The sequence below is a fragment of the Kitasatospora putterlickiae genome (assembly GCF_039527695.1).
In the GTDB taxonomy this organism is placed as follows: domain Bacteria; phylum Actinomycetota; class Actinomycetes; order Streptomycetales; family Streptomycetaceae; genus Kitasatospora; species Kitasatospora putterlickiae.
Map to the genome: position 1 here is coordinate 1,876 of NZ_BAAAKJ010000241.1, position 3,588 is coordinate 5,463.

Here is a 3,588-nt window from a genome sequence, read left to right on the forward strand (position 1 = left end):
CTCGTGGGCGGCGGCCGGGTACTGGATGACGGGCTGCCAGTCCGGCGCGTAGACGGCGAAGAGGTGGGGCCAGCCGAAGACGGTCGGCAGCAGGGTGACGGCGGTGCCGCGGGCCTCGGTGCGGCCGTGCACCAGCTTGTCCGCGACGATGCGGCTGCCTTGCTCGTCCTCCTCCAGGCTCAGCGCCGGCGAGGCCGCGGTGAGCGCCTGCGCCAGGCCCTTGCGGCGCAGCAGCTCCGTCTTGTCCCGGGCGTCGGCGGTGAGCTGGACGCGGACCCGGCGCCAGGTGTCGGCGAAGAACGCCTGGTCGCAGTCCTCCAGGAGGCGTCGGATCCAGGCGCGGGTGGCGGTGGGCTCGGCGAGCATCCGCTCGACGAACGCCGCCTGGCGCGGGCCGCGGGCCGCCGCCAGGTCGAGCGCGCGGCGCCGCGACGACCCGTCGACCAGCGGTGACGGCAGGCCCTTGGGGTAGTGGCTGGTGCTGCAGGAGATCTCCAGGGCCGCGCCGACGAACCTCTCGTCGTCCATCCGGTCGAGGTCGTCCAGCTCCTCGGCGAGGGTGTCCCGGGGCCGGGCCGGCAGCAGGAAGTCGGAGCGGGTCGAGCGCCACATGAAGTCGGCCTCAAGCAGCCGGTCGGCCAGTTCCGGCCTGAGCGCGGCGGAGGTGGCCGTCGTCCACGCGTGCAGCCGGGTGTGGTGAGCGGGCTCGGCCAGCGCGTGCAGCGCGTTGCCGAGTTCGGCCAGCGGCGAGGGCTGGAAGAGGATCCGCTCGTGCGGCAGTCCGGTGATGTCGATGGTCACGCTCACCCCCCCATGATGCCGGGCCGGGCGAGGAGGTCACGGTGCCACTTGACGAGGACCGTCAATCGGCGGGACCCGAGGGGCGGCCGGGGTGCACGGTGGGGGCATGAACGCGCTGCACCAGCACCTCCTCGACAGCTACCGGGCCGCCCGAAACGGCGAGCCGGCCCCGCCCGTCCCCGGCGCCCAGGACGTCGCGGCGCTGCGGGCCGCCCGCGACCACCGCCGCTTCGAGGCCGTGCTCGCCGGCCGTCCGGCCACGGGGCGCCTGCGGCTGGCCCTTCGCCGTTGGCTGCGGCCCGGGGCGTGTTAGGGCTGCGCGACGCTCGGGCGGCCGGTGGCCTGGTCCACCGTGTAGACCGTGACCGTCCGGTCCGTGGTCACCGTGATCTGGTGGGGGCCGGTCCACTCGGCGCGCTCGAAGTAGCCGCGCGGGTCGTACTCGTCCCATTGGCCCAGGTCCCAGTGGCGGGCCGACCAGCCGGTGCCGGTGAGCAGCTCCACGTGGTAGACCGGGTCGATCGAGAAGGCGGTGTCGGTGACGGTCAGCACGTGGTCCGGGCGGTCCGGGGCGGCCTTGCGGTCGACCGGCCGCCCGCCGTCGAACAAGGACGCCAGGAAGACGACCGCGGCGCCGGCGGCGACGAGGGGCATCAGCAGGACCGCGCAGCCGACCCGCGACCACTGGGTGCGGAACTCGAACCCGATCACCATCGAGACGACGGTCAGCGCGACGGCGGATCCGATCAGCGCCACCGGGTGGTCGAGCAGGCGCTGGACCTCCACCAGTCCGCCCGAGCGGGAGGCGTGCAGGCCCGGTAGGTAGACCAGTACCGCCAGCAGGGCCAGGCCCCTGAGCCACCACACGATCCGTCTACGCCGCTGTGCCGTCATCCGCCCCCCCTTGGTGATCGTTCGCGCGGACTGTACCAAGCCCCCTCCCGCGCCCGGGCGGGTGATGTCAGGGCTGATCGGTGGGGGTGCGGATGGCGAGGATCGCCATGTCGTCGTGGCCGTCGCTGGGGTGGTGGTCGGCGAGGATGTGGACCAGGTCGTCCAGGGGGCGGGTGGCGTGGGCGGCGGCCAGGGCGGCGAGGGTGTCCAGGCCCTCGTCGATGGCGCGCGCGGGGTGTTCGACCAGGCCGTCGGTGAACAGCACGACGGTGCTGCCGGCGGGCAGGTGGTGGGTGTGGTCGGGGCGGTGGAGGTCCGGGTCGACGCCCAGCGGGATGCCGGGTTCGCCCTGCGCGTACCAGGCGCGGCCGTCGGGGGTGAGGACGAGGGGCGGCGGGTGGCCGGCGGTGCTCCAGTGGAGGGTCCAGCCGTCGTCGGCGGGCTCGATCCGGGCCAGGCACGCGGTGGTGACGGGCAGGTCGGTGATGGCGCCCACGGTGTGGTCGAGCTGGGTCAGCACCGAGCTGGGAGGGGTCCTGCGGTCGAAGAGCAGCGCGCGGAGCATGTTGCGGGCCTGCGCCATGGCGGCGGCGGCGTGCAGGTCGTGGCCGACCACGTCGCCGATGACGGCGACGCAGGCCCGGTCGGGCAGGACGGCGGCGTCGTACCAGTCGCCGCCGACACCGGCCGGCTCGGCGGCGGTGCGGTAGACGGCGGCCCCGGAGAACGGGACCAGGTCCGGCAGCGTGGGCAGCAGCAGCCGCTGGAACTGCTCCGCGCTGTCGCGCATGTAGCCGAACAGGCGGGCGTTCTCGATGGCGATGCCCGCCGCGCCGGCGAGGGCGCGGACGATCTCCTCGTCGTCCTCGTCGAACGGCCGGCCGTCGATGCGCTCGGAGAGGTAGAGGTCGCCGTAGATCTCGCCGCGGACGGTGATCGCCACGCCGAGCAGCGTGCGCATCGGCGGGTGGCCGGGCGGGAAGCCGACCGACGCCGGGTGGGAGGGGATGTCGTCCACCCGCAGCGGCTCGGGGTGGCGGATCAGGTGGCCGAGCACCCCGCGCCCGTGCGGGAAGTCGATCCCGGAGAGGGCCGCGCGCTCCTCCTCCGTCAGGCCGGCCGTGACGAACCGCTCCAGACGGTCGCCGGACGGGGCGAGCACACCGAGCGCGCCGTAGTGGGCGCCGGCCAGGTCCATGGCGGTGATGACGATGCGGTGCAGCACCACGGGCAGGTCCAGGTCACCGCCGATGGCCAGCACCGCCGACAGCAGCCCCTGCAGGCGGTTCTTCGCCCTGGCCAGCGCGCGCAGCTGGACGGCGACGCCCTCCAGCGGCTCGCCCAGTTCGAGCCGGAGCTCCGGCCGCTCCCCCTCGCCCGGTGGGCCGGCCGGCTCCACGTCGGAATTCACGCCATCACCTCGTTCGTCACCACCGGACCAACGCTACGCAGGGCGGGGCCGCCCGGCCCGGAGCACTCGCCCGGGCGGCCCAAGGCGCCGCGCGTGCGCGCCTACCTGGTCCGGAGCTCCGCCTCGCGGGCGGCCAGCGCGAGGGCGAGCACCCGGTCCCGAAACGGGTTGCGGGGGTCCAGGGCCCGGGCGGTCGCGACCGCCTCCTCCAGCAGGGCCAGCCGGGCCTCCGGCAGCCCGCTCACCTCCGGGAACCCGGTGGCGTCGACCAGTACCCGGGCCAGCTTCGAGCCGTACACCTCGGGCGAGACCCGGGTCAGCAGCCGGTAGGCCCAGAGCCCGCGAGGTCCCCGAAGCACCCGCCGGTCCGTGCTGAGCAGCAGCGTCCTCGCCCGCAGTACCGCGTCCTGATTCACCGTGAACCCCCTTCATCCGTTGCCACGCCACCTCCCGCACCGTGCGCGCGGGGCAGCACGACGTGC

Annotated in this window: 5 protein-coding genes; 1 reads left to right on the forward strand and 4 read right to left on the reverse strand. The window is 74.8% G+C overall.

Annotated elements, in window-relative coordinates:
• Window positions 1–807, reverse strand: an 807-nt coding sequence (locus tag ABD308_RS24345; RefSeq protein WP_344338585.1) for a DUF5937 family protein, incomplete at its 3' end; no start/stop codon positions are given.
• Between the two features lie 100 nt (window positions 808–907).
• Here ABD308_RS24345 and ABD308_RS24350 point away from each other — a divergent pair.
• Window positions 908–1,114 (forward strand): hypothetical protein, encoded by a 207-nt coding sequence (locus tag ABD308_RS24350; RefSeq protein WP_344338586.1) that lies wholly within the window; start codon window positions 908–910, stop codon window positions 1,112–1,114.
• Here ABD308_RS24350 and ABD308_RS24355 read toward each other — a convergent pair.
• The 3 genes from ABD308_RS24355 to ABD308_RS24365 form a co-directional block, all read right to left on the reverse strand.
• The gene (locus ABD308_RS24355) at window positions 1,111–1,695 is read right to left on the reverse strand and encodes a hypothetical protein (RefSeq protein WP_344338589.1); all 585 of its coding nucleotides are present in this window, start codon (window positions 1,693–1,695) and stop codon (window positions 1,111–1,113) included. The genes ABD308_RS24350 and ABD308_RS24355 overlap by 4 nt on opposite strands.
• Before the next feature lie 67 nt (window positions 1,696–1,762).
• A complete protein-coding gene (locus tag ABD308_RS24360; protein WP_425554841.1) occupies window positions 1,763–3,106 on the reverse strand; it encodes a PP2C family protein-serine/threonine phosphatase in 1,344 nt (447 codons plus the stop codon).
• A gap of 101 nt (window positions 3,107–3,207) precedes the next feature.
• Window positions 3,208–3,522 (reverse strand): hypothetical protein, encoded by a 315-nt coding sequence (locus ABD308_RS24365; RefSeq protein ID WP_344338591.1) that lies wholly within the window; start codon window positions 3,520–3,522, stop codon window positions 3,208–3,210.
• Between the last annotated feature and the right edge of the window lie 66 nt (window positions 3,523–3,588).